Below are 24,163 nucleotides of genomic sequence, written 5' to 3'. Positions count from 1 at the left end.
TGAGATGCCTTTCCGGTTCGGCCCAGATTCCTTATTACAAAACGCGAATTTCGTTCTTCAGCTTGTCCACCAGCTTTTTCGCGATTTCGGCCGGCGATCCTTCGATCTTTTCGGTCTGTTTCGTTTTCTGGGGAATATAAAGTTTTTCGATCTTCTGCAGGTTCTGGCCGAGTGCGCTCTCGACCTCGGCGTACGAAACTTTCCTCAGCGGCTTGTTCTTCGCCTGCTTGATGCCGATCAGCGTCGCATAACGCAGCTTGTTAATGCCCGACTGGATGGTCAGCACCGCGGGAAGCGGCATGTCCACATACTGGAAGTATCCGCTTTCCAGTTCGCGTTTCACACGAATACCGGCATCTTTCTTCTCGATGTGCATGATGATCGTGGCATGGGGCGCGCCCAAAAGTTCCGCGAGGATCACGCCAGTCTGCGCGTAGCCATAGTCGTCGGATTGCAGGCCAGTAAAGACAAGGTCAAAATTCTCGTCCTTGACTGCTGCGGAGATCGCACGCGCGGTGTTGTAGGCGTCGAGGCCGACAAATTTGTCGTCTTCGAGGTGAATGGCGCGGTCCGCACCCTTGGCCAGCGCTTCGCGCAGCACCTGCTGGGCACGCGCCGGACCGGAGGTGATTACGACAACTTCGCCGCCGTTTTTCTCCTTTTGACGAAGTGCCTCTTCGAGCGCGTAAGCATCTGGCTCGTTGACTTCGTACGAAACATCTTCACGGATCCAGGTACCCGACTCATTGAGCTTCAGCGGGGCATCTTTCTGCGGTACCTGCTTCATGCAGACCAGGATTTTCACCCAACACCTCGATCGATTCTGTTGTACGGATGACTTGAGAAATTATCCGGCGAACACAAGGACTCGGACAGCGCCGATGTCGAAAACTTGTCAGTATAAATTGTTTTTGGGAATGGACAAAACCGGGAAAGCGAAAGGGCAGCGCTGTGCGCACTGCCCTTGCTTCTAACAGGTCTGTTTTTGGGACGATCGTTACTTAGGTTGCGGAGTCGAGACAGTCGCGCTGCCCGAGCCGGCGGCGTTCGTCGAAGTGCTTGCCGATCCGGGTTGAACGGACGTGCTGTTGCTCGCGGCACCATTGGTATTCACGCTGCTGGAGGCCGCATTCATCGCGCCCGCACCGCTGCCGCTGGTGTTCACTGCCGCACCACTCTTCGACGCGCTCGCATTGCTGTTCGAGCTCGAATTTAAGTTGGCATTCGGCGTAGATACGCTGGCTCCATTGGCTGTGCCGGTTGCCGCCGATCCGCTGGCCTGTGCAGCGGCATTCGCGCCGGAATTCACATTTGCGCTGGCGGAGTTCGCGGCATTGCCAGTCTGTTGAGCGGCCGCGTTGACATCGCTACCGGCTTTCGCCTGGGTACGATCCGCGGCGTTATCCACGCGCTGCGCGGTTTCTTTTGTCTCCTGCTTTGCGGTGTTTGCGGTTGCGTCGGCCTTCGCGTCGGTTTCGGCTGCGGCATGCTTCGCCTTCTTGTTGGCCTTCTGCGCCGCATGGTCCGTGGTATTCATCGTGCCGCGAGCTGTGGATCCGAGGTCGTCGTTCATACCGCCGGCGCCACGCAGAGATCCATTCGCGGATCCGCCCACTGAGCCAGCCGTGTTGAGCGTGCTGCCGCCGACTTGTCCAACGGCGCCACCATGTGCGCCACCGCCGAGACCGAGTTGTGCATTTGCGAACGTTCCCAAAGCCAGGGCCGAAGCTAACGAAAGCGATACTTTCCAAGTTCGATTCATTTCCATCCTCCGATAATTTGGCTGGCTCCGAGCGTTGGGGGAGAATCCTGAGCCATCCTGCAACTGCTCAGGAATTGTGCAAACCGCGTGCCAGACAGGCTCGCGACGCAAACCGGAGGGAAATGAGTTACTTGGAGGCGTAATGTGGGTGCAGTAACCCCTATAGTGTTACGAAAAATCTGCTCGCATTGAGAGATTTCGTGGAGGCCGAGTGGCCATTGGTACGTCAGTCGAGAAAGGCCACCGACTGCACGCCCGACACCTCAAAACGCTTGCGGCAACGCATGTTTTTGCAAGCCAGCAGGTCGTCCCGTCGCACCATATAGGACTTGGCTTTCGCGAACTTTGCGCGATCGCGATCGTCGGCGCGCCCGGGTAACGACTTCTTTTTCATGCGCACGAGCCACTGGACTTCGTATTCGCCCGACTGGTGGCAGTGCGGACAATTCAGCGTGTGAGTGCGTTTCTCTTGCCGCTCGTCGTAGAACTCGCGCTCTTCCATGTAAATCATGGTAGCGCAATCTGGTGTCACTTGTGGAATTTTGGATGGGGAACCAGCACTTTTTGGTGTTTGCACATCTCACGTTGTGTATGGGCGTGAGTACCTGCGTGCGCGCTCCGATTCCGGCCAAGCGCTTTGACGTGGTCGTAATCGGCGGCGGAATCGTCGGCGTGGCAATTGCGCGAACAACCGCTCTCGCAGGGAAGTCCACGCTTCTCCTCGAACAACACGATTTCGCGTCAGGCGCTACCTGCCGCGGTCCTCGTATAGTGGGTGACGTCTTTTCCGACCTTGAGCGCGGCGACTTTGCGATCGCGCGCGAGACGCTCCGTGAGCGCGATCGCTTGCTGGTTGAGCGCCCGCACCTGGTGCGGCCAATGACGGGAATCATTGCGCTCGGGGCTGAGAGCAGACGCAGCAAACTCGAGGTTCGGTTCGGGCTTTGGCTTCGTCGCCGACTCGGAAACGCCTCGCAATGGAGGCCGAATGACGCTGAAATCGATCTTGCGAAACAGGCCCTCGGCCCACAAAGGGCGGCGTCCGTTTTCGCGTTCGACGATGCTACGTGCGACTTCCCGGAGCGCTTAGTTGCGGAGTGGCTGCGAGAGGCCGTGGCCGCCGGCGCCATCGCTCGTAATTACTGCCGCGCTCTCGAGGTCGTGGTCAAGGATGGAACGGCTGTTGGTGTGAGGACACGCGACCTCTGCACCGATATGGAACAGGAGATCAATGCTGAGTGGGTCGTGAATGCCACCGGGCCCTTCGCCGAACAGTTTTGCAGCGACTCGCACATCGAAACGCCACGGACGATTGCACCACTTCGCGCGATCCATTTGGCTTTGCAGAGGTTTCCCGCCGCGCCGGAAGCCACCATCCATTTCGAAGGTGTGGACGGCAATGAAGTGATGCTGAGTCCGTGGAACGGCCAGCTGCTTTTGAGCGCCGTGCGGCCCAATAGCAACGCGTTGCCGTTTGCCGGGCCTTCCGAGGCAGAGCAGGATTATCTTCGTCTTTCTCTCAACTCGATTCTCCCCGGTGTCGAGATCCGGGTGAACACTGCCTTCGCGGCGCCTGTCGCGGCTTTCGGAGAGGGAGCCCTTGAATCTCCCGGCGAACGCAATCGCAGTCTGGTTCTAAACCACCCTGGAACAGGAAAATTCCTCACCGTAATCAGTGGCTCTCTCACGGCCTCGGCCTTCGCGGTCGCCGAATGTGGTCGCCAGCTTGGATTGCGGACGCGACCTGATTCCGAATGTGTGTATCTGCCGGGACGTGGAAATGGGATCGAGGCTACGCTTCAGCACTGGGCCCACGCGGTCGCTAGTTCCTCTCGCATACCCGAGCGCGTTGCGCGAAGCATTGCTGCATGGCATGGGCGAGGCGCTTTATGCATCGCTCGTCTCGCGGCCGGCAATGCAGAGCTGCGTACGACGCTGTGCCCGCACACCGACCACATCGTGGCCGAGGCCATTGACGCTGTACGGTACGAAGGCGCTCTGACACTCGCAGACATTCTTATGCGAAGGCTGCCGGTGGCGCTGTCATCGTGCTGGTCTGAGGAATGTACCCGCACTGCCGCCCAGCGGATCGGAAAATGGATGAACTGGAGCGCCGCTCAGAACGATCTCCAAGTGGAATGCGTGGAAGCGGAGCGCGCTGCCTTTCTCGTGAAACCGGGGCCCTTGCGCGATCTGAGCGACCAGTTGGCCGCATAGGAAATGCCGCCCGCAGGCGGCATCGATGCGGTTAACGGCGACAGCTACTTGGCTTGTTTCAGCCGACGATTCACTTCCGTCCAGTTCACCACGTTCCACCATTCCTTCAGGTAATCTGCGCGGCGGTTCTGGTACTTCAAATAATAGGCGTGCTCCCAGACGTCGTTGCCGAGGATCGGGAACTGTCCCTGAGAGATCGGATTGTCCTGGTTCGGTGAGCTGGTGACCGCCAACTTGCCGTCGGCTCCCTTCACAAGCCACGCCCAACCGCTGCCGAACTGCTTCACGCCGGCTTCGTTGAACTTTTCTTTGAGTGTCGCGAAGCTGCCGAACGTGGAGTTGATCGCGTCGGCAATCTCGCCGGTCGGCTCGCCGCCCGCGTTCGGGCCCATGATCGCCCAGAACATCGAGTGGTTCACATGTCCGCCGCCATTGTTACGGACCGCTGTCCGAATGGCTTCAGGAACGGAATTAAGGTCCTTCAACAGATCTTCCGCGCTCTTGCTTTGCAGTTCAGGCGCCTTTTCCAGCGCGGCGTTCAAATTCGTTACATACGCCAGGTGATGTTTGTCATGGTGCAAATGCATCGTCTGCGTGTCGATCGTGGGCTCCAGCGCCGAATAGTCATACGGCAACGGTGGGACTTCGTGGGCCATGCAAATCCTCCAGTCACGTTGATGCAATACAAGTTGTTTGGGTTCAGAATCGTGAGCTGAAACCGCCGGGTTTCGTACTCCTCACGGATAGAAGAGTTCCTGTTTTTTGCCGATCCTCAGTCGAACCGCCATTATAGCGAATCGTGTACTTAACACCGAAGTGACCCTGTACCTATGCCAAGTCACGCCCGGCCACATGAATTAATGGAATTAAGACTTCGGTGCGATTGTCTTTTCACACAGGCATGTTAGCTTGAGGTTTATGGTTTGCCCTCGATGCAAGAGCGGTAGCGCCCATCGATCTCCACACCGGGGTTTAGGCGAATGGTTGATTACTCGTTTAATGATCCGGCGGTTTGTGCGCTGCGACGATTGCGCGCGGCGCTACCTCGTTCCGCGTCGCGAAGTGGAAAAGCGAACCATGCTTCCGGCTGCGTAAGGCGAAGCCCCGGCTTCGGCTCTCCTCAGTCTGACGATCCAAACGAATAGCCGATTGATACGCCATAACGCTGGGATTGCCCGCTGTTGAATTCCCAGTTGTTATGCACAAAGTAAGCGTGTGCCTCGGGCCTCACGAAGACACGGTGCCACACGTAAAAGCGAATCCCACCACCGACGTGCCCAAGAAAATGATTGCTGCTGCTGTAGTCGGAACAGCCGTAGAAGGTGCATTGGTAATATGCGTTGTAGAACCGGCTACTCTGGCCGCCGATTCCTCCCAACAACTCCAATTCCACATGCTTCCCGAGATAAGGCGCGTACATGGCGTTGAAGTCGTACAGGATGGGACGAAATGGCTGATAACCGCCGTACACGTTGTCGCTCGCGCGCCAAGTGACCTCTCCCTGAATTCCCAGATGGTTCTTCCAGAGGTAGTTCGCACTCACGGCGGGAAAGGCTCCGCCACCGATCGATTGCGGCGTAAAGCTGGTTGACGTCAAAGTCGTGTTGGATGGTGCGACGAGAGTGAATACGCCGAACCCGGCATCAAGCTGTTGAGCGTGCATCAGGTGAGGAACTGAGAAAAAGGCGAGGAGGACGAGCAACCACAAGCTCTTTCGCATTCGAACTCTCCAAATCGTCGCAATCTGGGCTGTAGGCTGGAGGCCAGCCACGCTTTGCTACAACACGATTAGACGGAAGAAGTTTTCGTTTCGTGTCCTGACCGGCAAGAGAAAAGGCCCGGTATTCAGGCCTTTTCTGTCAAGAATTGCAAAGTGTTTGCGCGACGTAGATCATTTCACCGTGTACGTCAGGCCCGTGGTGAACTGGAGCGAGTTCTTCTTGAACGCCGGCGGCGGGTTATTGATATATCCATCGAGCAAATTGATCGACAGGCTGAAGCGCTTTGAAAATGGGGCTGCAAGACCGATGGTGCCTTGGGCGGAATATGCGGTGGTATTGTTCCAGGCAGCGTCATACAGAACGCCTTCCGTGAAGACCATTCCGTGCGCCAGCTTTCGTATGTAGCTCTCGACAAACTCGGATCCAATCAAATTCTGGTTGCTCGATGCAACGTCGAACTGCTGCTTCTCGTAATGCAGGTCGCCTTTGAAATCCAACTCGTGGATCTTTGTCTTGAGCACGGTGAATCCCAGACCGCCACCGTACAACTGCTGCAAATCAAGACCCTGCGAGAAATTGTGGTCGAAGGAGGCGTGGCCTAGCGCATAGAAACGCTCGCTGAAGTACTCGTCCTGTTCGCCATCGGCGTGGTAGATGCTCGTTTTCACATCCGGCGTTCCGGCTTGCGTCACCTTGCCGTAGACGTTGGTGAAGTCAATCAGCGTTCGCGATCTCGTTGTCATCCACTCGGCAGTTGGGCTGCGTCGCTGGAAGGTGAACGAACTGGTGAAGTTCGTGTTGTCCTGAGTAGCTCTCACCAGCGAAACTCCCGCGGTGATCGCGCCGACCCACCCGGTCAGGAAGCCGTTATGGTGCATTTGCTTCTCGAATGTGGGCTGATCGACCACGAACGCAGCATCGCCAGTCGGTACCGTCGTGCTGGCAACCGAGAGCTTGTTGTCGCTGACTGCGATCGTGCCCTCGGAAGTGCCTTCGCCGTGTTTTCCGATCTTCGCGCCCTTGGGTACAACCGCGAACGGCTTCGTCGTCTTTAGGTCTTTGACCTTGTCCCAGTCGAACGACACATCTCCCACCATGTCACTGTGGAAGAAGACTTTTCCGTCAGTCACTTTTACTAACTGACCCGACATCGACTCCCCGTTGACAAAGGTCACCATATCCGGATCTGCGGCGAACAATGGAAGAGTGAGCAGAACGAAACCGAGCAGCGCGAGCGAGGACTGCAACCGTGAGCACGTCATGCGGAAAAGGTTAGCGCAAGCGGTTTGAGTTACGCTATTGAACTAGTATGGTGAATTAGTACAAGCCTCGCATTTTTACCAGTTGTAAAATCGGCGGCCTCGTTTTGAGTATCCTCATAAACGCCCAGAAAATCGCAAAGGTTTTTGGTGCGACCACCCTATTTCGCGACGTCTCGCTCACCATCTCCGAGGGTGATCGCATTGGCCTGATCGGCCCCAACGGCTCCGGAAAATCCACGCTTTTGAAAGTCCTTGCCGGAGAAATGGAATCCGACGATGGGAACGTCACGAGACGGAAGCGTCTCCGGGTCAGCTATGTTGCCCAGGATTCTGAATTCGACTATGGACGCACTATCCGCCAAGTCATCACCGAGTCGATGCAGGGAGCGCAAGTCCCGGAAGCAGACCGCGAAGGGCGCCTTGCGGAAACCTTAGGCCGTGTCGGCTTCCAGGATTTCAATGCCGAGGCGGCAGCTCTTTCCGGTGGTTGGCGTAAGCGCCTGGCAATCGCCGAGGCGCTCGTGCAACAGCCCGACCTGCTCTTCCTCGACGAACCGACCAATCACCTTGATCTCGCGGGGATCGAGTGGCTGGAGGATTTTGTTCGCTACGCCCAATTGGCCTGCGTCATCGTCAGCCACGATCGCTACTTCCTCGAAAACGTCGCGAGCCGCACTGCCGAATTAAACCGTGTCTATGAGAACGGCCTGTTGCTGGTGGAAGGCAATTACAGCGAGTTCCTGGTTAAGAAAGAGGAGTTCCTCGAAGCACAAACTAAGCGCCAGGAATCATTGGAAAACCGCGTCAAGACTGAAATCGAATGGTTGCGTCGCGGACCAAAAGCACGGACTACGAAGTCGAAAGCCCGCACTAACAAAGCCAACGAACTGATCGGGGAACTAGCCGACCTGAACGCCCGCACCCGGAGTGCCACCGCGGATATCGACTTCTCCGCCACGGAACGCAGGACGAAGCGACTGATCGAAATGGAGCAGGTGACGTTCCAGTATGGCGAGCGCACGCTGTTCCGTGACCTCGATTTCCTGATAACGGCCGGCACGCGTGTTGGACTCGTTGGCCCCAACGGGAGCGGCAAGACCACCATCCTCCGCTTATTGAACGACGAACTTCAGCCTGTTTCCGGGGAGATCAAGCGGGCGAATGCCCTGCGCATTGTGTACTTCGATCAGAACCGGCAGCTCGACCCAGACATCACGCTTCGTCGGGCGCTCGCGCCGGAAGGCGACTCTGTGGTTTACCAGGACCGTTTGATCCACGTCGCATCCTGGGCCGCTCGTTTCCTGTTCGATGGACAGCAATTGAACCAGCCGGTCGGAAGCCTTTCGGGCGGTGAACGCGCGCGGGTTCTGATCGCGAAGCTGATGCTTCAGCCGGCCGACGTTCTTCTCCTCGACGAACCAACCAACGATCTCGACATTCCCACGCTTGAGATCCTCGAAGAGAGCCTCCTGGAGTTTCGCGGTGCTCTCGTTCTTGTAACTCACGACCGCTACATGCTCGATCGCGTGTCAACGGTGGTGCTCGGTCTTGATGGATTTGGACAAGTCGAGCGCTTCGCCGACTACTCGCAATGGGATGAGTGGCAGCGCGACAAGACCGAGGCATCAAAAGTCCAACCCGCCGCTACGAAACGAGAGACGGCCGCTCCGCCGCCTCAGAAAAAGAAACTGTCGTATATGGAAGCTCGCGAATATTCCACGATCGAACAACGCATCCACGAAGCCGAGCAGCGCCTCAAAGATGCACAGAGTGCGTACGAAGACCCCACCATTTCGACGAACGCAGAGCGCCTAATCACGGTTCAAGCTGAAGTCGAAGCCGCGCAAGGGGAGGTGGATGCTCTCATCGTCCGCTGGACAGAACTGGAAGAGAAACAGGGCTAAACGCTCGCGATCACCCCGTATTGTGCAGGCCCGCCGCGATCCCGTTCATCGTCGACCCGAGGGCATAATTCAGTTCTTCGCTTTCCATCCCAGAGCGTTTTCTTCGCAGCAGCTCGACCTGCACCAGGCTGAGTGGATCTACATACGGATTCCGCAGTCGAATCGAACGGAGCAATACCGGATTCTTCTCCAGCAACTCACTCTGTTGTTTGAGGGAGAGTATCTGCCGCCTGGTGCGCTCAAATTCGTCGGCAAGTTTGTCAAAGATTCGCTCGCGCAACGATCGATCCGGAACCAGCGCCGAATACAGCTTCGCAATCGAGAGATCGGCCTTCGCCATCGCTAGTTCCACGTTCTGCACCATGTCGAGAAACAATGGGAACCCGCCCAACATCTCGCGCAACAGCTCTGTCTGTCCGAAGGTTTCGAATGCATGACCCACGCCGAACCACGCCGGCACGGCATGGCGGCTTTGCATCCACCCGAAGACCCAAGGGATTGCTCGGAGGTCATTCAGGCTTCGGCTGCTGCTCCGACGCGCCGGCCTCGACCCAGCCCGCGCGAACTCAAGCTCGTTGACCGGTGTCGCCAACTCAAAGTACTCGAGCAGCGCCGGATCTTCCGCGATGTGCTGCCTGTAGAACGAGAACGCCTCGCGAGACATCTCGTCCATCGCGGCCATCCACGCAGCCTGCGGGGCGGATGTCGGCCGCAGACGCGCCTCTAGCGCTGCCGCGAGCACTACTTCCAGGTTCCATTCCGCCAGCAGTGGGTCGGCATACTTCCAGTTCAACACTTCGCCTTGCTCGGTAATCCTGATCTGCCCAGTGAAATCGCCCGCTGGCTGCGCCAGGATCGCAGAGTGGGTTGGCCCTCCTCCGCGGCCAACCGTTCCGCCCCGCCCATGGAACAGTCGCAGCTTCACTCCCGCTTCGCGCGCAGCGTCGTGGAGAGCATGATGCGCGTTGTAGATTTCCCACATGCTGGTAAGCATGCCGCCATCTTTGTTTGAGTCGGAGTAGCCGAGCATTACCTCCTGCCAGCCGCCCCAGGAATCGACCAGCTTTCGATAAGCGCGGTCCGCCCATACCTCGCGCATCACCGCTGCGGATTTGCGCAGCGCATCGATTGATTCGAAGAGCGGAACCGGCATCAGTCCGGAATCGGTGTCGCCTCCGACAGTGCTGACGCCCGCCCGATTTGCGAGTTCGCAAACCCCAAGGAGATCGGATGCAGTTTCCGCGCCGCTGATTACATACTGTCGAACGATGTCTCCAAACCGCTGTTTCAGAGAGCTGACGGTGCGGAGTGTCTCGATGACTTGCTGCGCGTCGTTCGTCTCTCCGCTTAGGACTTCGTTGTGCACGCGTGCATGCTGACGAATGTCGAGCGTGTGCAGCCGGAATCCATGCGTCCGGACTTTCAGCAGCAGAGCATCCAGCCGCTGACGCGATAACCGCGCACCGTTGTGCTCACAGAGGCTGGCGTGGAGCAGTCGAAGGTCTTTCTCAAACTCAAACGCATCGCGATACGCCGCGGCATGGTCGGGCTCGCGGCTCGCGAGACTCAACCGCATGGCCATCAGCAACAGTGCGCGGCGATAATATTCGGGCTTCGGCGTTCGCTCGTATTCCGAAGCTCGCTGCGGGATCAGCTTTTCGTAATCTTCCACCAGCGCGCGCAGATTGTCGGATATGCCAACCTGATGTTCCGAGATGCTGAGCGCACGCCCTATCACTCGCGCCTGTTCAACGTAGTGATGGAGCACCGCTTCTCGCGCGAGCTCCGCGGCATCGGTGGTCTCTTTTGCGGTCACCAGTGGATTTCCGTCGCGATCCCCGCCTATCCACGACCCGAAGCGCAGCATGATGGGCAGGTCTGTTGGTTCGATCTCAACTTCAAGCGTCGCTCGGAGTGCTGCGCCGATCTCCTCATAAAGCTCCGGTATGGCCGCGAACAGCGAGAGATTGAAGTACCGAATTCCGCCGCGGATTTCGTCGTCCACCGTGGGGCGATGCAGTCGGACTTCGTCAGACTGCCAGAGCGCTGTGATCTCCGCCATCAGTCGCGCTTCGTGCTCTTCAGCGTCCATCTCAGAGAGAGGCAGCACGTCGAGACGCTCCAGGGTCTCGGCGATTTTGCGCCGCTTTAGCAGCGTAGTCCGTCGCGTGATTTCCGTGGGGTGCGCGGTGAATACAGGAACAACCTGCAGTTCGCTCAATGCCTGCAGGACTTGTTCACTTGATATGGCGGTTTCACGAAGATGCTGCAACGTCCCGCGGAAAGAGCCCGGCAGCGCAGGTTGCTCCGCATGCAGCTGCGAAGCGCGCCGCCGCCGCTTGCGGTGATTCGTTTCAGCAAGATTGGTCAACTCGAAATAAGTTCCGAAGGCCTTGCTGATCCGATACATCGTAGCGAGATCAAGCGACGCGACAAACTCTTGCGCCTCCTCCAGCAAGGTCCCGGTACCGCTTTCTATCCGCGTGCGCTCGCGATGTTTGATCAGCACATTGCGCAACGTCTCCACGGCGTTGAACGTTTGTGGTCCGGCCTGCTCCACGAGGACGCGCCCGAGCAAAATCCCTAGGGAGCGAACATCGCGTCGCAGCGGGATTTCCTTCCGCGGATCATCCGTGGCAGCGGTAAGTTCGAGCAAGCGCTCGTGCTGGTCAGCCGCGCTCCACAGTGGACGCTGCTCGTCCTTCGGCGACATTAAGAATTCCCCTTCACCACGAGTTTGCCCGTATAAATCGCCATCCCAACGACAGCATCCACCCCAATTCCGTCGAGTTCATCAATCTCTTCTTGCGAACGAATACCTCCGGCCGCAATCAATTGCTTCTCGGTGAGCGTGCGCAGACGTCGAGCAATGTCAGTTGGAAATCCTACCAATAGTCCTTCGGTGTCCACGTGCGTGTAGAGGAACCCGCCCACGTAGGGAGTGAGCGCTGCAATCATTTCGCCAGCAGTGATCGGCACCGACTCCTGCCACCCACGCACCGCAACGAAGCCTTCTCGCGAGTCGATGGCGGCGATGACGCGATCCGTGCCGCAGCGCTCTGCCAGGCCTCGCGCGAAGTCCACATCAACACGGCCGTCCCGTATATACGATGAGCCAACGATCACCCGCTTCGCTCCAATCGCCAACAGTCGCTCGGCGACGTCGGCATCTCGCACTCCGCCGCCGACTTGGCAGGGAAGTCGCAAAACGATATTCGCGATGAGTTCGCGGTTATCGCCTTGCCTCTTTGCTGCGTCGAGGTCGATGAGCTGGACCATCGGAAATCCTGCGAAGCGCTCACACCACGCATCGAAATCGGTGGTCTCAAAGGCCTTCTTCTCTCCCTGGACGAGTTGCACAATCTTCCCGCCCATGAGATCGATCGAGGGGATTAGCATTCGAGCCTCACAGGAATTCCCGCAGCCGACAGTGTGCGTTTCAGCTCATTCACATCATGCACGCCAAAATGGAAGATCGACGCAGCCAGCGCAGCATCCGCGTGTCCTCGTTGAAATACGTCTACAAAGTGCTCTGCCGTGCCGGCGCCGCCCGACGCGATTACCGGGATCGAGACGCGCGATGCAATCGCCGCGGTCAATTCGCAGTCGAAGCCAGTCTGCGTGCCATCGCAATCCATGGATGTCAGCAATATCTCGCCTGCGCCCCGCTTCTCGCCCTCGGCTGCCCATTGCTCCGCGTCCAGCCCAGTTCCCGTGCGCCCGCCGGTCTTGAAGACTTCCCACCGCGAGCCGGTACGTCTCGCGTCAATCGCCAGCACCACTGCTTGCGATCCAAATCGTGCCGCGATCTTCGTGATTAAGTCGGGATCGGCGATAGCTGCTGAATTAATCGCGAGCTTGTCGGCTCCGCAGTCGAACACCGCACGCGCGTCGTCGAGAGTTCGAATTCCTCCGCCCACCGTGAATGGAATGAACAACTCTGCCGCGGTCTTGCGGACGGTTTCGAGCAGCGTGCCGCGGCCTTCGTAGGTCGCCGTGATGTCGAGCAGGACGATCTCATCTGCCCCAGCCTTGGCGTGGGCGCCGGCCATTTCCGCTGGAGATCCAGCATCGCGAAGATTTACGAAATTCACGCCCTTCACCACGCGCCCATCACGCACGTCGAGACAAGCGATGATCCGTCGCTTCAGCATGCGAGCCTCACGAAATTGCGAAGGATCGTGAGCCCGTTCTCGCCAGATTTTTCCGGATGAAACTGCACCGCGAAGGTATTCCCTCTCTCCACGACTGCGGTGAAATCGCAGCCATACTCCGTCGTCGCGACAGTCTCCGGAACCACCGGGGCGAAGTAAGAATGTGTGTAGTAAACGTGAGCGTCATTCCGAACGCCTTCCAGTAAGCGCGACGGCCTAGTGATCTCAAGTTGGTTCCAGCCCACATGCGGCACCCGCGCTCCTGCGGGGAAACGCTCGCACGTGGCATCAAAACAACCGAGTCCCGCAGTTTCCGGCGCCTCTGCACTCCCCGCGAAAACCCACTGCAGTCCCACGCAGATTCCAAGAAACGGCTTGTCGCTCGCGATCGCATCGCGAATCGCCGGCGTCAGTCCTTGCTGGCCGATCGTCTGCGTCGACGCGAAGTGGCCTACGCCCGGCAGAACTACGGCATCGGCTGCGGCCACGGCGATCGGATCGGCAGTAATCTCAACCAGTGCTCCAAGATGCCGCAATGCCTTGGCCACTGAAGTCAGATTGCCGGCGCCGTAATCAACAATTGCGATCACAACAGTCCCTTCGTGCTCGGCAGCACTTTTGCCAGCCTCTTGTCTTTGGCGCATGCGAACCGCAGCGCTCGCGCAAATGCCTTGAACGAAGCTTCAATCTTGTGATGGTTCGAACGCCCGTACATCACCTTGATGTGTACATTCGCCAGCGCTCCGCGGCTGAATCCTTCGAAGAAGTCGTCGACCAACTCCGTCTGCAAGTCGCCTACAATCCTGACTTTTACTTTTGTGTCCACCGCATATGCGCTTCGTCCACTTAAGTCCACGGCGGCCACAGCCAGCGTCTCGTCCATGGGCATCACGAAATATCCGGCGCGCAGGATACCCATCTTGCTGCCGAGAGCCTGCGTGAACGCCTGCCCCAATGCGATCCCCACATCTTCCACGGTGTGATGCTGGTCGACGTCGAGGTCGCCCTCGCATCGCAGCGTTACATCGAACGCGCCATGCCGCGTGAAGAGCTCGAGCATGTGATCAAAGAACCGGATGCCCGTCGAAATCTCATACTTGCCCTTGCCGTCCACGTGCAATTCCAGGTGGATCTTGGTTTCGGCGGTATTCCGGTCGAGCGTTGCCTTCCTCATCGAACCTGTCCTTGGCGCAAGTCGCGCAAAACGTCCTTCATCGCCTCGAACAGCAAATCCATTTGTGACTCGGTTCCCGCCGTGACGCGCACGCACCCAGCACATCCGTAGTCGCTGTTGCGATCTCTCACTAGAATTCCTCGTTCGCGCATTCCTTTTACAAATGGCACGCGAAGCTCGTCGAACCTGGCCAAAACGAAATTCGCCCGGCTTGGCCAGAAGGGAATTCCTTCTGCGGCAAAAAACTCTTCCAGCCGCCTGCGGTTAGTCACACTCTCCCGCACATACTGCGACACGTACTCCGAATCTGCGAGCGCCTCTGGCAAACAAGCGAGCGCCGCGGCGTTCACGTTGTAAGGGGAACTCACGCGTCGCACCATTGTCATTTGTCCCGCTTCTCCAGCAAGGATTCCTATGCGTAGACCAGCCAGCCCGTAGGCCTTCGAAAACGTTCGCGCGATAAAGAGATTCGGCACTTGGGCGATGTCGCCAACCATCGTCTTATCGTGGAATTCGAAGTACGCTTCATCGACGAGCAACGCCGCGTGGGGCGCGGCTTCCGCGATCGTCAGCAAGTCAGCTCTCGAAACCGCCGTGCCCGTCGGATTGTTCGGATTTGCGATGGCGATGAGCCGCGTGCGAGGCGAAATCGCAGAGAGCACGGCATCGGTGGGGAAAACAAAATCCTCGCCCGCCGGAATGCTAATGACCTTTGCTCCCGTTGCCCGTGCGTAAATCTCGTACATCGCGAACGTCGGCACCACGATCAACACCTCGTCGCCCGGTTCAAGATAGGTCTCGCACAGCAGGTGGATGCCTTCATCCACGCCGTTCGTGAGCAGGACTTCATCGACGTTTCGCCCCAGAAATTCCGCAACGGTCGCTTCGACCGCTCCCCGTTCGGGATAACGTGCCAGAGCGTCTCGCGAGATCTCTCGCAGCTTTTCGGCCACGCGCGGCGAGCATCCCACCGTATTCTCGTTGAAGTCGAGCCGCAGGCCCTCGCGCCCACCGAGCGGCGGATGATACGTCGGCAGCGACTGCACGGTCTCTCGCGCCTTAAGCATTCGCCCTCCGAATCGCCACCGATTGCCCGTGCGCGACGAGACCCTCCGCAGCTGCGAGCGTCTCAGCGATGGGCGCGAGCGCGCGCAGTCCCTTTCGCGAAATCTTTTGCACCGTGATGATTTTCACGTAGTCGAGCACGCTCAAACCGCCACGCACTCGCGCCAGCCCGCCTGTCGGCAGCACATGGTTCGGCCCACTCGCGTAGTCACCGAACGATTGCGCCGAGTAGTCTCCCACGAACACCGATCCCGCGCTGGATACGGTTTCGAGAAGATCTTCATCGACCGTCAAGTGCTCCGAAGCGAATTGGTTCGCGGCCTCCATCGCTTGCGCAATATCCTGCGCGACGAAAATGTAACCGCGAGTCGCAAGCGCTTTTCGCGCAATCGTGTTCTTTGCTGCCAGTAGCGCCACTTGCTTTTTCACCGCGTCCGCCAGCGAGGGAGACGTCGTAAAGAACGCCACCATGGTCTCGGGATCATGTTCTGCCTGCGCCACAAGATCAGCAGCGATAAAGCGCGCATTCCCGCGCTCACTCACGATCGCGGCTTCTGTAGGGCCTGCTAGCATGTCGATCGCACAATCGAAGGCCACCAACTTTTTCGCTGTGGTCACGAAGATGTTTCCGGGGCCCACGATCTTCGCAACCCGCTCGACTGACTCAGTTCCGTACGCCAGCGCCGCCACAGCCTGCGCGCCGCCGATCCGGTAGAACTCCCCAACGCCCAAGAGGTACGCAGCTGCCAGCGTCTCTCGTGCCGGGTTCGGCGATACCACAACGACCCTCTCCACCCCCGCCACCCGCGCTGGAACCACCGTCATCAGCACGGTTGAGGGCAGCGGATACCGCCCGCCCGGAACGTAGCACCCCACCGATTCGATTGGCCGAATGATTTGTCCAAGCTCAATGCCATCGCCCGCGTCACGCGTCCACGATTTCGGCATCTGCCAGCGCGCGAAGCGCTCGATGTTCTTCGCAGCGGCCCTGATCGCTTGTTTAAATTCACTGCGGGTCGCATCCCACGCAGACTTCAACTCTTCCGTCGACACTCGCAACGCCGCAGTCTTTCCGAGTCCATCCAACTTGCTCGCGTACCGTCGTAGCGCGGCGTCGCCGTTCTTTCGTACATCGACAACGATCTTCCGGACTACTGGTTCCACTCGTGAAGCGTCCGCCATTCCTCGTGCCGCGAGCTTCGCCAGCAACCCACTGGATTTCTCCAGTCGCAGGATGCGCATCACAGCACCACCTTGTTCAAGGGATACTCCACGATCCCCGTCGCATTCGCCGCCTTCAGTCGAGGAATGATCGTCCACGCGGCGGTTTCCTCGATGATCGTATTCACCGCCACCCACTCACCATCGTTCAACGGCGATATCGTCGGCGAATTCAGCGCGGGCAACACGGCTAACGCGTTCGCCAAATCGCCCTTGCGCACGTTCAGCATCAATCCCACGCGTCCCTGCGCCGCGATCGCGCCCTCCAGCATCAGCGCGAGGTTCTCAACCTTCTTTCGCTTGAAGTCGTCCTGCATCGCCGAGACATTCGCAATCAGTTGCGTGCTCGACGGCATCACCTCATCAATAATCCGCAGCCGATTGGCGCGCAGCGAACTGCCGGTTTCCGTCACTTCGACGATCGCATCTGCCAGTGTCGGCGGTTTGATCTCCGTCGCACCCCACGAGAATTCGATCTTCACCGGTACGCCTCGCGCGGCAAAATATCGGCTCGTGACATTTACCAACTCCGTCGCAATGACCTTGCCCGCCAAGTCTTCCGCCCGCTGGTACGGCGAGTCTTCCGGCACTGCCAGCACCCAGCGCACGTTACCGCGGCTCTGCTTCGAATAGTTCAAACTCGAGACTGCCTCGACTTCCAGGCCGCTCTCCACCACCCAGTCCATCCCGGTGATGCCGGCATCCAGCACGCCCTTCGATACATACCGCGCCATCTCTTGCGCCCGAATCAGCATGCACTCCACTTCGGCGTCATCAGTGGTGGCCGTATAAGAGCGGGTACTCGTGTGCACCGTCAACCCGGCGCGCAGGAACAGGGCGATCGTTGCCTCCTGCAAACTCCCTTTCGGAATCCCCAGTCGAAGTTTCATCGCGAAGCTCCCGGAACCGCCAACGTCTCGGTGAAGCATGACCTTGTTCCCGTGTGGCACACCAGGCCGTCGCCCTCTACCGCTACCTTCACCAGCACCGTGTCGCGGTCGCAATCGGTTGCGGCATCAATCACGCGCAGCCGGTTCCCCGACGTTTCGCCTTTCGTCCAAAGCGTGTTCCGGGTTCGGCTGTAAAAGGTGACGTAGCCCGTCGCCAGTGTCTTTTCATACGCCTCACGGTTCATGAACCCTACCATGAGGACCTCGAGGTTGGCGGCGTCCTGCACAATGGCCGGCACCAATCCCTGCATCTTGTCGAAATCGATCTGCATAACTCCTCGCAAACGAAAAACCCGCGGACGCTGTGCGCGTCGGCGGGTTGAGTTTAAGTGCTTTCGAAGTATCTACGAAGCGCACAACTCCACCGACACGCGGAACGCATGATGATGATGGTGTCGATGGGATGTATGCTTCACGTTTCTCACCATACGCAACCGCATTCCCAGGTGTCAAACCCCATTCGCGCAGCAACCCGCAAAATTACGAATGATTAACATCGATTTTTTGATGAGCCGGATATGCTCTTGATGCCTCATTCTGTATCCCACTTGTGATGAAACCGAACCCGAGCACAGTCGCTATTACAAAGCGCACAGCCAAGTCGGCTATGCGCACAAAGGCGAAGTGTGGCGGGTAGGAAACCAGCAATCCAAAGGTTCTCAAACCCGCCTAAGACCAGGCGGGTTTTGCATTTGCAGTCGAAGGAGAGCGTGAACTTGAATCCCCAGGTAAAGTACTCCCCCGGTCTCCCTCCCGCGCAGGGGCTCTACGATCCCCGTCACGAGCACGACGCTTGCGGCATGGGCTTCGTTGCGAGCCTGCGCGGCGAAAAGAGCCACGCCATCATCGACAAGGGCCTTGAGATCCTCATCAACCTCGCGCACCGCGGCGCCTGCGGCTGCGATCCCGAAACCGGCGACGGCGCCGGCATCACCATCCAGGTCCCGCATACATTCTTCGCGCGCGAGTGCCCGCTCTCCGGCTTCTCGCTCCCGAACCCCGGTGAATACGCCGTAGGAATGGTATTTCTGCCCGTCGACACGCATCCCCGCTTGCAATGCGAAGGAATTCTCGAACGCATTATTCGCGAGGAAGGCCTCACGGTCCTCGGCTGGCGCGATACTCCCGTGGACGAAACTGCGATTGGCCGCGTCGCCCGCGGTTCGCAGCCCTACATCGAGCAAATCTTTGTCGACCGTCCAGCTGGGATGGACGAAGCTGCCTTCGAGCGCAAGCTCTACGTCGTTCGCAAGCGCACTGAGCGCGAGATTGCAGAGCACGAAGAGGACTGGAAGGAATGGTTCTACATTCCGTCGCTCTCGTCGCGAACGATCGTTTACAAGGGACTTTTGATCGCGCCTCAGCTCTCCAAGTTCTATCCCGAGCTGGCCGATCCCGACGTCACCAGCTCTCTCTGCCTCGTCCACCAGCGCTTTTCCACGAACACATTTCCGAGCTGGCAGCTCGCGCACCCGTTTCGCTACGTCGCGCACAATGGCGAAATCAACACGCTGAAGGGCAACGCGAGCTGGATGCATGCCCGCCAGTCGATCCTCGAATCGCCGCTTTTCGGTGACGACATTAAAAAGCTTTTCCCGATTATCCCGTCCGGTTCGAGCGACTCCGCGGCTTTCGATTGCGCGCTCGAATTGCTCGTGCAAGCCGGACGCTCGTTGCCGCACGCGATGGCAATGCTCATTCCCGAGGCGTGGACCGGCAATCCGCACATGAAGCCCGAGAAGCGCGCGTTCTACGAGTACCACGCGTCGCTGATGGAACCGTGGGATGGTCCGGCGGCGATTGCCTTCACCGACGGCCGTCTCATCGGCGCTACGCTCGATCGCAATGGCCTGCGCCCGGGCCGCTACATGGTCACGGAAGATGATCTCGTTGTGCTTGCCTCCGAAACTGGCGTGCTCGACGTGCCCGCCGATCGCGTGAAACGCAAGGGCCGTCTTCAGCCCGGCAAGATGTTCGTTGTGGATACGGTCGCCGGCCGCATCGTTACCGACAAAGAAATCAAGCAATCACTCTCTGAGCGGCAGCCCTACCAGGAGTGGCTCGAGAAGAACCAGATCACGCTCGCACAACTTCCTGAGCCCACCCGCCTTCACGCTTCTGATCTCAGCACGCTGCTGCGTCGTCAGCGCGCCTTTGGATACACCGACGAGGATCTGCAGATGATCCTCGAGCCCATGGGCAACAAGGGCGAGGAGCCCATTGGTTCCATGGGTACCGACACGCCGCTTGCGTGTCTATCGGATCGCCCGCAACTCCTGTTCAGCTACTTCCGTCAACTCTTCGCGCAAGTCACCAATCCGCCCATCGATCCCATTCGCGAAGAGATGGTCATGTCGCTCACCAGCTACATCGGTACTGAGCGCAACATTCTCGACGAGACGCCGCTCAACTGCCACACGCTGAAACTGCCGCAGCCCGTGCTTACCAATCGCGACCTTGAGAAGCTGCGGCGTCTGTCGTATGGCGATCTTCTCGCGACGACTCTCTCCACCGGATTCCGCGTGAAGGAAGGCGAAGAGGGCTTGCAGCGCGCGCTCGACGAACTCTGTCGTCGCGCATCCCTGTCGGTGAAGTCCGGCTACACGCTGCTCATCCTTTCCGACCGTGGGCTCGACGAGCAGTACGCGCCGATCCCGAGCTTGCTCGCTCTCGCGGCCATTCACAACACTCTGATCCGCGAGGAAACGCGCACCCAGGTTGCGTTGATTGTCGAGTCCGGCGAGCCGCGCGAAGTCATGCATTTCGCATTGTTGATCGGCTACGGCGCCAGCGCGGTCAATCCGTATCTCGCCATCGAAACGCTGGAAGAGCGCGCCAATTCCGGCTATCTCAACGACGGCGTCACTGCTGAGTCTGCGGTGAAGAACTTCATCAAGGCCATAAACAAAGGCCTGCTTAAGACCTTCTCGAAGATGGGCATCTCCACACTGCAAAGCTATCGCGGAGCGCAGTGCTTTGAGGCCATCGGTCTCAACGGCGAACTGATCGACGCTCACTTCGCCGGGACTGTCTCTCGCATTGAAGGCGTTGGCCTCGAGGTGATCGCGCGCGAAGCTCTACTGCGTCACGAGTTCGCATTCCGTGCACCGCGCGATTTCGAAGCGGAGCTGTCGTCAGGCGGTCAATATCACTACCGCGTCGATGGCGAATACCACCTGCTCAATCCGCAGACGATCAGCAAGCTTCAGCACGCCGTCCGCTCCGCCGATGCCAAGACCTTCCAGGAGTACACCGACCTCATCGACAGCCAGAACCGCGAACTCTGCACCCTGCGCGGGTTGCTGAAAATCAAGGACTCTGCTCGCCCAGTTCCGCTCGAAGAAGTCGAACCCGCGAAAGAGATCGTGAAGCGCTTCGCTACCGGTGCGATGTCGTTCGGCTCCATCAGCAAGGAAGCCCACGAGACGCTCGCCATCGCCATGAACCGCATCGGCGGCAAGTCCAATACGGGCGAGGGCGGGGAAGACGAGTCTCGCTTCCAGCGCGATGAAAACGGAGAACTCCGCCGCAGCGCGGTGAAGCAAGTCGCCTCCGCGCGCTTCGGTGTAACCACGAACTACCTCGTCAACGCCGACGAACTGCAGATCAAGATGGCGCAGGGCGCCAAGCCCGGCGAGGGCGGCCAGCTGCCCGGCCACAAGGTGGACGAAGTCATCGCCAAGCTGCGCCACTCCATGCCCGGCGTCGGACTGATCTCGCCACCACCGCATCACGACATCTACTCGATCGAAGATCTCGCACAGCTCATCTACGACCTGAAGAACGTCAACCCGCAGGCGCGTATCTCGGTAAAGCTCGTTGCTGAAGTTGGCGTCGGCACGGTCGCTGCCGGAGTCGCGAAAGCACATGCCGATGTAGTCCTAATTTCCGGCGACAGCGGCGGAACTGGCGCTTCGCCGCTCAGTTCGATCAAGCACGCCGGCATTCCCTGGGAGCTTGGCCTCGCCGAAACACAGCAGACGCTGCTCCTCAACGACCTTCGCAGTCGCATCCGTGTTCAAACCGATGGCAAACTTCAAACCGGCCGCGATGTCGTAATCGGCGCGCTTCTCGGAGCGGAAGAATTCGGCTTCGCAACCACGCCGCTCATCGCCATGGGCTGCGTGATGATGCGCAAGTGCCACCTCAACACGTGCTCCGTCGGCATCGCCACGCAGGATCCGGTGCTGCGCGCGCGCTTCAGCGGTCAGCCCGAGCACGTGATCAATTTCTTCTTCTTCCTCGCCGAGCAAGTCCGCGGCTTCATGGCCCAGATGGGTTTCCGCACCTTTGACGAAATGGTCGGCCGCGTTGACATGCTTGACGCGCGTGACGCTACCGACCACTGGAAGGCCCGCGGCCTCGATCTCTCAACCGTTCTCTATACCCCGACGCTTCCGGGCCGTGTCGCGCGCCGCTGCGTGAAGGCGCAGGATCACGGCCTGCAAGACGCGCTCGACTACCTGCTCATCGATCGCACCCGCGACGCGGTCGAACGCAAAGTACCGATCGAACTCGCTCCGCTTCCGATTCGCAACGTGCATCGCACTGTCGGCGCCATGTTGAGTGGCGACATCGCCCGCCGCTACGGTTCGGCTGGGCTCGATGACGAAACCATCCGCATTCACTTTCAAGGCTCTGCGGGCCAGAGCTTCGGTGCGTTCCTCGCTAAAGGCGTAACCCTCACGCTTGAAGGCGATGCCAACGATTACACCGGCAAAGGCCTTTCCGGTGGACGCATCATCATTCATCCGCCAAAGATTTCGCCGCTGATTCCGGAAGAGAACATCATCGTTGGCAACGTCGTTCTTTACGGCGCGACGAGCGGAGAAGCCTTCTTCTCAGGCGTCGCCGGCGAACGCTTTGCGGTTCGCAACTCTGGGGCGACTGCGATCGTCGAAGGCCTCGGCGATCACGGCTGCGAGTACATGACCAACGGCACTGTCGTCGTCCTCGGTGCCTGCGGACGCAACTTCGCCGCGGGCATGAGTGGCGGCATCGCCTACGTCTTCGACGAGCGCGACGACTTTACACAGAAACGTTGCAACACCGCGTCTGTTGATCTCGATCCCCTCGAAACCGAAGACGAAGAATTCCTTCGCCGCTTGATCTCAAGACACATGGTGCTCACCGGCAGCTCCCGCGCGCGCTGGATCCTCCAGCACTGGGCCGACACGCTGCCGCGCTTCGTGAAGGTTTTCCCACACGAATACAAGCGCGTATTGCGCAAGGTCGAAGCCGCGCCTCCATTGATCGTTCACCAGCCAACGCCGGTAGCCGCGGAGGTGCAGCATGGGTAAGACCACCGGGTTCCTCGAATACACCCGCGAACTCCCGCAGCGCCGGCCCGTGATCGAGCGCATCAACGACTGGTTCGAGATCTACCAGGACTTCCCTGAGCAGAGCCTTCAAGAGCAGGGCGCACGCTGCATGGATTGCGGTGTGCCCTTCTGTCACACCGGATGCCCGGTCAACAACAACATTCCCAACTGGAATGACCTCGTGTACCGCGGACGCTGGCGCGAGGCGGTTCGCCGTCTCCACGCCACGAACAATTTTCCGGAGTTCACCGGACGCATCTGCCCCGCGCCCTGCGAAGCTTCCTGCGTTCTCGGCATCAATCAGCCGCCGGTCACCATCAAGCAGATCGAGAAAACGATCATCGAGCGTGCCTTCGCCCAAGGATGGATCAACCCCGAGCCGCCGAAGGCCGAAACCGGCAAGAAGGTCGTGGTCATCGGCTCAGGCCCCGCTGGCCTCGCAGCCGCGCAGCAACTCCGCCGCGCCGGACACACCGTCACCGTCTACGAGAAGGCTGACCACGTTGGTGGTCTGCTTCGCTATGGCATCCCGAACTTCAAGCTCGAGAAGCACGTTGTGGATCGTCGCGTCGCCCAGATGGAAGCCGAGGGCGTTCAGTTCGTGACCAGCGCACACGTCGGCGTCAACGTCTCGGTCGAGCAGCTTCGATCGGAACACGATGTGGTGTTGCTCTCCGGCGGCGCTGAGCAGCCGCGCGACCTCTCCGTTCCCGGCCGCGAACTCAAGGGTATTCACTTTGCGATGGAGTTCCTGCCACAACAAAACCGGCGTAACTCCGGTCTAGCTGTGAACGACAAAGAGATCCTCGCGACGGGAAAGCATGTCGTCATCATCGGCGGCGGCGATACCGGAGCCGATTGTCTCGGCACTTCGCATCGCCAGGGTGCAAAGTCTGTCCGTCAATACGAGATCATGCCGATGCCGCCTCAGGAGCGCGCGGGGCAGACGCCGTGGCCGCTATGGCCGCTGCAACTGCGTACCGAGAGCTCGCACGAAGAAGGCGGCGATCGCCAGTGGTCGGTCGCAACCGCGCAATTCACCGGCGATGAACATGGCAACGTGAAACAACTGCACGGCGTTCAGATCGGTCCACCGCCGAAATTCGAACCGATCGCCGGCACCGAGTTCGTCGTGGAAGCCGATCTCGTGTTGCTTGCGATGGGCTTCACCGGCCCGGTGCGCAACGGCATGATCGAGCAACTCGGCGTTGCCCTCGATCCGCGCGGTAACGTGCAGACCGACAACAACTCCATGACCTCGGTCACAGGCGTCTTTGCCGCGGGCGATATGCGACGCGGCCAATCGCTGGTGGTATGGGCCATCGCCGAAGGCCGTAAGGCCGCTGCGGGCATCGACGCATACCTCCACGCGAACGGCGCCTCCTAACCGGTAGCGCCCCGGCTGCAGCCGG

Annotated in this window: 19 protein-coding genes; 4 read left to right on the top strand and 15 right to left on the bottom strand. The window is 59.1% G+C overall.

Annotated features, from left to right (window positions below):
* Nucleotides 1–34: 34 nt before the first annotated feature.
* The 3 genes from ACID345_RS19135 to ACID345_RS19125 form a co-directional block, all read right to left on the bottom strand.
* Nucleotides 35–805 (bottom strand): electron transfer flavoprotein subunit beta/FixA family protein, encoded by a 771-nt coding sequence (locus ACID345_RS19135; protein ID WP_011524497.1) that lies wholly within the window; start codon nucleotides 803–805, stop codon nucleotides 35–37.
* 192 nt (nucleotides 806–997) lie between these two features.
* The gene (locus ACID345_RS19130; RefSeq protein WP_011524496.1) at nucleotides 998–1,762 is read right to left on the bottom strand and encodes a hypothetical protein; all 765 of its coding nucleotides are present in this window, start codon (nucleotides 1,760–1,762) and stop codon (nucleotides 998–1,000) included.
* A gap of 226 nt (nucleotides 1,763–1,988) precedes the next feature.
* A complete protein-coding gene (locus ACID345_RS19125) occupies nucleotides 1,989–2,273 on the bottom strand; it encodes a hypothetical protein (RefSeq protein ID WP_011524495.1) in 285 nt (94 codons plus the stop codon).
* A gap of 35 nt (nucleotides 2,274–2,308) precedes the next feature.
* Between ACID345_RS19125 and ACID345_RS19120 the strand changes: the two genes are divergently transcribed.
* The gene (locus ACID345_RS19120) at nucleotides 2,309–3,979 is read left to right on the top strand and encodes a glycerol-3-phosphate dehydrogenase/oxidase (protein WP_041855887.1); all 1,671 of its coding nucleotides are present in this window, start codon (nucleotides 2,309–2,311) and stop codon (nucleotides 3,977–3,979) included.
* Nucleotides 3,980–4,023: 44 nt separating this feature from the next.
* On the opposite strand, the gene ACID345_RS19115 is transcribed toward ACID345_RS19120, so the two are convergent.
* The 3 genes from ACID345_RS19115 to ACID345_RS19105 form a co-directional block, all read right to left on the bottom strand.
* Nucleotides 4,024–4,635: a superoxide dismutase gene (locus ACID345_RS19115; protein ID WP_011524493.1), complete on the bottom strand. Its 612-nt coding sequence runs from the start codon at nucleotides 4,633–4,635 to the stop codon at nucleotides 4,024–4,026.
* Nucleotides 4,636–5,099: 464 nt separating this feature from the next.
* Nucleotides 5,100–5,699 (bottom strand): hypothetical protein, encoded by a 600-nt coding sequence (locus ACID345_RS19110; protein ID WP_011524492.1) that lies wholly within the window; start codon nucleotides 5,697–5,699, stop codon nucleotides 5,100–5,102.
* A gap of 171 nt (nucleotides 5,700–5,870) precedes the next feature.
* Nucleotides 5,871–6,878: a DUF481 domain-containing protein gene (locus ACID345_RS19105; protein ID WP_187148858.1), complete on the bottom strand. Its 1,008-nt coding sequence runs from the start codon at nucleotides 6,876–6,878 to the stop codon at nucleotides 5,871–5,873.
* A gap of 188 nt (nucleotides 6,879–7,066) precedes the next feature.
* On the opposite strand from ACID345_RS19105, the gene ACID345_RS19100 reads away from it, so the two are divergent.
* Nucleotides 7,067–8,866 carry an ABC-F family ATP-binding cassette domain-containing protein gene (locus ACID345_RS19100; protein ID WP_011524490.1) on the top strand — a complete coding sequence of 600 codons (1,800 nt, stop codon included), beginning with the start codon at nucleotides 7,067–7,069 and terminating at the stop codon, nucleotides 8,864–8,866.
* A 10-nt stretch (nucleotides 8,867–8,876) separates the two neighbouring features.
* Here ACID345_RS19100 and ACID345_RS19095 read toward each other — a convergent pair whose 3' ends face one another.
* The 9 genes from ACID345_RS19095 to hisI are packed head-to-tail and all read right to left on the bottom strand — an operon-like array spanning nucleotide 8,877 to nucleotide 17,702.
* Nucleotides 8,877–11,579, bottom strand: a complete 2,703-nt coding sequence (locus ACID345_RS19095; RefSeq protein ID WP_011524489.1) for a phosphoenolpyruvate carboxylase — start codon at nucleotides 11,577–11,579, stop codon at nucleotides 8,877–8,879.
* A complete protein-coding gene (locus ACID345_RS19090) occupies nucleotides 11,579–12,265 on the bottom strand; it encodes a 1-(5-phosphoribosyl)-5-[(5-phosphoribosylamino)methylideneamino] imidazole-4-carboxamide isomerase (RefSeq protein WP_011524488.1) in 687 nt (228 codons plus the stop codon). Before ACID345_RS19090 ends, ACID345_RS19095 begins: the two co-directional genes overlap by 1 nt.
* Nucleotides 12,259–13,020 carry an imidazole glycerol phosphate synthase subunit HisF gene (hisF, locus tag ACID345_RS19085; RefSeq protein ID WP_011524487.1) on the bottom strand — a complete coding sequence of 254 codons (762 nt, stop codon included), beginning with the start codon at nucleotides 13,018–13,020 and terminating at the stop codon, nucleotides 12,259–12,261. The genes ACID345_RS19090 and hisF overlap by 7 nt, the downstream gene beginning before the upstream one ends.
* Complete coding sequence (gene hisH, locus ACID345_RS19080) at nucleotides 13,014–13,610, bottom strand: imidazole glycerol phosphate synthase subunit HisH (protein WP_011524486.1); 597 nt, start codon at nucleotides 13,608–13,610, stop codon at nucleotides 13,014–13,016. Before hisH ends, hisF begins: the two co-directional genes overlap by 7 nt.
* Nucleotides 13,607–14,194 (bottom strand): imidazoleglycerol-phosphate dehydratase HisB, encoded by a 588-nt coding sequence (gene hisB, locus ACID345_RS19075; protein WP_011524485.1) that lies wholly within the window; start codon nucleotides 14,192–14,194, stop codon nucleotides 13,607–13,609. The genes hisH and hisB overlap by 4 nt, the downstream gene beginning before the upstream one ends.
* Nucleotides 14,191–15,261 carry a histidinol-phosphate transaminase gene (gene hisC / locus ACID345_RS19070; RefSeq protein WP_011524484.1) on the bottom strand — a complete coding sequence of 357 codons (1,071 nt, stop codon included), beginning with the start codon at nucleotides 15,259–15,261 and terminating at the stop codon, nucleotides 14,191–14,193. The genes hisB and hisC overlap by 4 nt, the downstream gene beginning before the upstream one ends.
* On the bottom strand, nucleotides 15,254–16,501 hold the full coding sequence (gene hisD / locus ACID345_RS19065; protein ID WP_011524483.1) for a histidinol dehydrogenase: 1,248 nt from the start codon (nucleotides 16,499–16,501) through the stop codon (nucleotides 15,254–15,256). The genes hisC and hisD overlap by 8 nt, the downstream gene beginning before the upstream one ends.
* Complete coding sequence (hisG, locus tag ACID345_RS19060; RefSeq protein WP_011524482.1) at nucleotides 16,501–17,370, bottom strand: ATP phosphoribosyltransferase; 870 nt, start codon at nucleotides 17,368–17,370, stop codon at nucleotides 16,501–16,503. The genes hisD and hisG overlap by 1 nt, the downstream gene beginning before the upstream one ends.
* On the bottom strand, nucleotides 17,367–17,702 hold the full coding sequence (gene hisI / locus ACID345_RS19055) for a phosphoribosyl-AMP cyclohydrolase (protein ID WP_011524481.1): 336 nt from the start codon (nucleotides 17,700–17,702) through the stop codon (nucleotides 17,367–17,369). The genes hisG and hisI overlap by 4 nt, the downstream gene beginning before the upstream one ends.
* 438 nt (nucleotides 17,703–18,140) lie before the next feature.
* Here hisI and gltB point away from each other — a divergent pair, with 438 nt between their 5' ends.
* Both gltB and ACID345_RS19045 read left to right on the top strand, forming a co-directional pair.
* Nucleotides 18,141–22,730 (top strand): glutamate synthase large subunit, encoded by a 4,590-nt coding sequence (gltB, locus tag ACID345_RS19050; protein ID WP_228370675.1) that lies wholly within the window; start codon nucleotides 18,141–18,143, stop codon nucleotides 22,728–22,730.
* Nucleotides 22,723–24,138 (top strand): glutamate synthase subunit beta, encoded by a 1,416-nt coding sequence (locus tag ACID345_RS19045; protein ID WP_011524479.1) that lies wholly within the window; start codon nucleotides 22,723–22,725, stop codon nucleotides 24,136–24,138. The genes gltB and ACID345_RS19045 overlap by 8 nt, the downstream gene beginning before the upstream one ends.
* Nucleotides 24,139–24,163 lie beyond the last annotated feature (25 nt).

Source organism: Candidatus Koribacter versatilis Ellin345 (genome assembly GCF_000014005.1).
Lineage (GTDB): Bacteria > Acidobacteriota > Terriglobia > Terriglobales > Acidobacteriaceae > Korobacter > Korobacter versatilis_A.
This window is presented reverse-complemented; position numbering and strand designations above follow the sequence as displayed.

Excerpts from the sequence above, each read along its gene's own strand:
- hisF (WP_011524487.1), bottom strand. The coding sequence starts at position 13,020 with ATGCTGAAGCGACGGATCATCGCTTGTCTCGACGTGCGTGATGGGCGC.
- ACID345_RS19120 (WP_041855887.1), top strand. The coding sequence starts at position 2,309 with ATGGGGAACCAGCACTTTTTGGTGTTTGCACATCTCACGTTGTGTATG.
- ACID345_RS19125 (WP_011524495.1), bottom strand. The coding sequence starts at position 2,273 with ATGATTTACATGGAAGAGCGCGAGTTCTACGACGAGCGGCAAGAGAAA.
- hisI (WP_011524481.1), bottom strand. The coding sequence starts at position 17,702 with ATGCAGATCGATTTCGACAAGATGCAGGGATTGGTGCCGGCCATTGTG.
- ACID345_RS19095 (WP_011524489.1), bottom strand. The coding sequence starts at position 11,579 with ATGTCGCCGAAGGACGAGCAGCGTCCACTGTGGAGCGCGGCTGACCAG.
- ACID345_RS19045 (WP_011524479.1), top strand. The coding sequence starts at position 22,723 with ATGGGTAAGACCACCGGGTTCCTCGAATACACCCGCGAACTCCCGCAG.
- ACID345_RS19115 (WP_011524493.1), bottom strand. The coding sequence starts at position 4,635 with ATGGCCCACGAAGTCCCACCGTTGCCGTATGACTATTCGGCGCTGGAG.
- ACID345_RS19090 (WP_011524488.1), bottom strand. The coding sequence starts at position 12,265 with ATGCTAATCCCCTCGATCGATCTCATGGGCGGGAAGATTGTGCAACTC.
- hisC (WP_011524484.1), bottom strand. The coding sequence starts at position 15,261 with ATGCTTAAGGCGCGAGAGACCGTGCAGTCGCTGCCGACGTATCATCCG.
- hisB (WP_011524485.1), bottom strand. The coding sequence starts at position 14,194 with ATGAGGAAGGCAACGCTCGACCGGAATACCGCCGAAACCAAGATCCAC.
- ACID345_RS19130 (WP_011524496.1), bottom strand. The coding sequence starts at position 1,762 with ATGAATCGAACTTGGAAAGTATCGCTTTCGTTAGCTTCGGCCCTGGCT.
- ACID345_RS19105 (WP_187148858.1), bottom strand. The coding sequence starts at position 6,878 with ATGGTGACCTTTGTCAACGGGGAGTCGATGTCGGGTCAGTTAGTAAAA.
- hisG (WP_011524482.1), bottom strand. The coding sequence starts at position 17,370 with ATGAAACTTCGACTGGGGATTCCGAAAGGGAGTTTGCAGGAGGCAACG.
- hisD (WP_011524483.1), bottom strand. The coding sequence starts at position 16,501 with ATGCGCATCCTGCGACTGGAGAAATCCAGTGGGTTGCTGGCGAAGCTC.
- ACID345_RS19110 (WP_011524492.1), bottom strand. The coding sequence starts at position 5,699 with ATGCGAAAGAGCTTGTGGTTGCTCGTCCTCCTCGCCTTTTTCTCAGTT.